Here is a 3,885-nt window from a genome sequence, read left to right on the forward strand (position 1 = left end):
CACCGAACTTTCGACCCAGAGCACTTAGGTGATGACCACCAAAGAACGATATTCATGGCCAACAAGGAAAAAAATATTGTGTCCAAGTAATGAATGAAAACTGGTTCAAACATTCCACCGACCAAAAACATGATCATGCCCGCCATCAAGGCCACGGAAAACTTTTTATATCTATCTTCATGAATATAGACCTTTATTCCCATATAAAAATAAACCGCCAGCATATAAATGTAAACTGCAAACCCCACCACCCCCATGCGTACGAGAACACTTAAAAACATACTGTGTGGCAGAATCGGCAAGAGGTCGCTTTTATACTTCTCCGGGATCCTGTCCAAATAGTCTTGATTGCCATATATTTTTTCATTCTTGAAAGTATCGATTGCAAAACCAATCCCTTTTATTGGGTGGTCTTTGAAAACTTCCATGTAATAATGAATTATTCTCATCCTGTGCGTATCACTTGCAAACGTCCCATTTAAAAAACGCATCTTCGCAGGTGACATCAACAGCAAGATACCGATGATAAAAAATACCATGAAAATTTTAGCATTTTTTCCTTCTAAAAGAAAAACCCCGAAAAATGAACAAGTCAAGGCGAGAATGCCCCCCCGTGATTGCGTCAGTAAAGTCGATGCAACAAAGATGATTATACAACCTATAAAAATCCACTTTATATATTTTTTATCAGTTTTTCTTAGGATGTAATAAGAAAAAATGGCTGCCAAGTTGGTGCCAAAACAAATAATATTGTGAGCCATGGAGGGGAAGCCCAGTCGCGTCCCCCAAGGGTTAGATTGAATAAAATAGAAATAACCTACTGCCCCAAAACAAAAAATTAATGTAGACAAAACAAAGGTAATCATCAGCCATTCCATTTTTCTCGGGCTATCCAGAATATTGATAGTAACCAACAAAATAATCACATATTTAATCAGGTGCGAAAAAAAACTATCTATACTATCGCCTACCTCATATGCGGTTACGGTTGTTACCGCAGCCCAAACGACCAACAAAACGATTGATATCAACATTGGAGAGAAGAATTCAATTTTACCTTTTTTTCTGAACGACAGAATCAGGAAGCCGAAGAACGCCAGAAGAAAGGCGATATCCCTGATTGTATTGACGCGCGGAAAAGCATTCAAAAAATAAGAAAAAAGGAGAAACATTGTTGTTGAATTTTTTAATTTTTCCCCAACAAGATCAATATTTTTCATGATCTATTGCTATCTTTCTATGTCTGTGATGAATGCTGGATTAAATTCGGAATTATTCGCTCAGTTGTTTGAACCTCATGAGGCCGATTGCAACCTGGTATTCTTTTAAATGTTTACTGAATCGATTAAGGATTTTTTGCCGCTTTTTGAAAACTGTCCAGTTTGACTGTATACAAATACCCAAATATGACTGGGCTATTGAATATTCGTTTTCTCCCTCCATCTGTGATTTGATAAACTCATCCAAGTAAAGATAACTTTTAAACATATGAATTTTGCCATGAACAGGTATCACCTGACTGTTATGAAGGTATTCCCCATAAAGATGAGTTTCGCATGGATACTTGAAAAGTATTTCGTAGATGGGCATCTTCCGCGGTTTTAAATATTCTTTATTAAAATTTTCAAGCACCTTCATAGACCAAACAATCGGCATTCCACCACCAAAATTGTAGAAGGGGCCACTATTGTTAAATAGTCTACGAAATTTTTCTACGAGAGCGATGTTCCTTTTTATTCGCTTTTCCATTTCTTTTTTGGAAATTCCTTGCCATTTTTGCTTGGCATGATCGACAGAAAATTCCTCCTGGATCAAATAGGGCGTTTCGGCGTCAACCATGAAATCTGTAAGATCGAAGGGTCTTATGAAATAAGAGTCCGAATCGATCCACACATAGTTTCGACAAAGCCCCAACCGCCAGAACTCGAGTTTAATTAATTGTTGAAGTAAATGTGGCGGGTAGAGACGGGGGAGTTCTCCGTTCCTTTTGCTGCTCTCAAATAGAACCTGTTCATCTGTTAAAAATTTACAATCAATCCCTTCAAAGCATCTTTTGAAAGTGTCAAGATCGCAGCCCGGCACACACATGAATAGCGGGAGTTTGTCACAGTTAAATCGCTGAACACTCTCTGCCAGTCTCTTGGCTCGGAGCATATCCTTACTGTAGGACTTACAAAACAAAACCAAATTATCCATTATGAATTTTCCACTAATTTCATCAATATATATTCAAAAATGATCCGACACCCATCTAAACCAGTTCAGAGGCTATTTCAATCAATTTTTCAACCGCTTTTTCTGTAGTGTATGTGCGACTTTGCTCGACACTTAAATTTTCTCCATTTCTCCACAATTTGTAAAAATTTCCGAGCGCCGAAACCATCGCTTCAGAATTCCCTCTTTCCACGACCACATGGCCGTTATCCTGTAGCAACGATTCCGCCTCTGAATTCTTGATAAGAATTCCTAATATCGGCCGATTGGTTAATAGATACTCATAAATTTTAGATGGAATGTACTCATCGCCTGCGTCGCTGTCTCCATGAACCAAAAGAAGCACATCACAGCGATGCATTTCTTCAAAGACTTGGGTTCTACCTGATTTACCGGTTACCGGATCGTATTCCAGCCTACCGTGGACCTGAACCATTTCATCCAGCTTGTATTGTTCCGTCAGCTGTTTTGATACCGGATCCAAATTTGCACCATATACATCCAGGACCACCTGCTGCTCGGCCAAAGGGTTTTCAGCCCTTAACCGATTCAAGGCAGACAAAAACTCACCCAAATTTCGATGCCTGGCAAGGGACCCAAAATATCCAAAATGAAGTTTTTCTCTTTTTTTGTAATCTATTGAGTGGATAGGTACCGGGTTCGCTCCTGGACGCAGGACATGACCTTTATTGACGATTTTCGTTCTTTTTTCCGCACTTCGCAAAGCTTTTTCGGTAAAATAGATGACGAAATCTGCATGCTTAAAAATCAACTTTTCCAGCCAGCGGTGAAATCGATAGCGCTGATAGCGACGTTTTTGGTTATCCATGATCAGTGGGTCATGGATTTCAGCGACCCATGGCAAACCGCACCACCTGGCGATCAAATATCCCGCCAGGTGTGTGCTCGATGGACCCGCTGTTGAATAAACCAGCACGGGATGATGTTGATTTACCACTTTGCGACCTCGAAAAGTCGCCGCAATAAACCATGACCAATGGCTGTCCAGATTGATAAAAATTTTTTCAATCAACAAGAGAGGCAGCAAGGGAACCGCCAATAGGATTTTTAAAAAACGCCGGGAAAACTTGTTTTCGACTTTTTGGCCGATGACGTATCTCATTTCAAAAAGAAAACCTGATGGTGCCGGGCTAAATATCTGATGGTGCGGGAAGCGAGAGTCTCTTTTCCCCGTGGGGGCGCTGATGACAATTGGAGTGATACCATTTCTCATCAGGGCGGGCAGTCTGTCGGTAATCGTATGACTTGCCGCCCGACCATCCATGTTAAAGCAATGGGCTACAATAAGCCAGTTCTGGGGTTTGGTCATATTTACTTTTCCTGCGCGTGAGCGATTCGAACTCGAGTCGAGTCCAATTTCCCTTCAAATCGGGTGGTAGGGCCGCGTCTTCCAGCGCTGGTGCACCCAGAACCACTGGTCGGGATACCGGTTCACCACGGATTCAATGGCCTGGTTGTAGCGCTGGGTGTTTTCTTCGAGGTCGCGGACCCGGTCGCCGGAGACGAGGGGATATATCGGCGGCTCGAAACAGGCATGGAACCCGTCTCCTTCCCGAACCAGGAAGGCGGGCACCACCGGCGCCTTGGACAGAATCGACAAGGTCGCCAATCCCTTGCTGGTACAGGCGCGGTGGCCCATGAAATCCACAA

At 42.1% G+C, this 3,885-nt stretch carries 4 protein-coding genes; all 4 read right to left on the minus strand.

The genetic code is table 11. From position 1 onward, the window contains the following. A partial coding sequence (locus B3D59_RS08505) for an O-antigen ligase family protein (RefSeq protein ID WP_286818973.1) occupies positions 1-1,220 on the minus strand: 1,220 nt, incomplete at its 3' end. A 52-nt stretch (positions 1,221-1,272) separates the two neighbouring features. Then, complete coding sequence (locus tag B3D59_RS08510; RefSeq protein WP_286818975.1) at positions 1,273-2,196, minus strand: DUF6492 family protein; 924 nt, start codon at positions 2,194-2,196, stop codon at positions 1,273-1,275. Positions 2,197-2,251: 55 nt separating this feature from the next. Further along, on the minus strand, positions 2,252-3,544 hold the full coding sequence (locus B3D59_RS08515; protein ID WP_286818978.1) for a glycosyltransferase: 1,293 nt from the start codon (positions 3,542-3,544) through the stop codon (positions 2,252-2,254). Positions 3,545-3,598: 54 nt separating this feature from the next. After that, the coding region (locus B3D59_RS08520) for a lysophospholipid acyltransferase family protein (protein ID WP_286818979.1) at positions 3,599-3,885 on the minus strand (287 nt) is incomplete at its 5' end.

The organism is Desulfobacter sp. UBA2225, from assembly GCF_002348205.1.
In the GTDB taxonomy this organism is placed as follows: Bacteria; Desulfobacterota; Desulfobacteria; order Desulfobacterales; family Desulfobacteraceae; genus Desulfobacter; species Desulfobacter postgatei.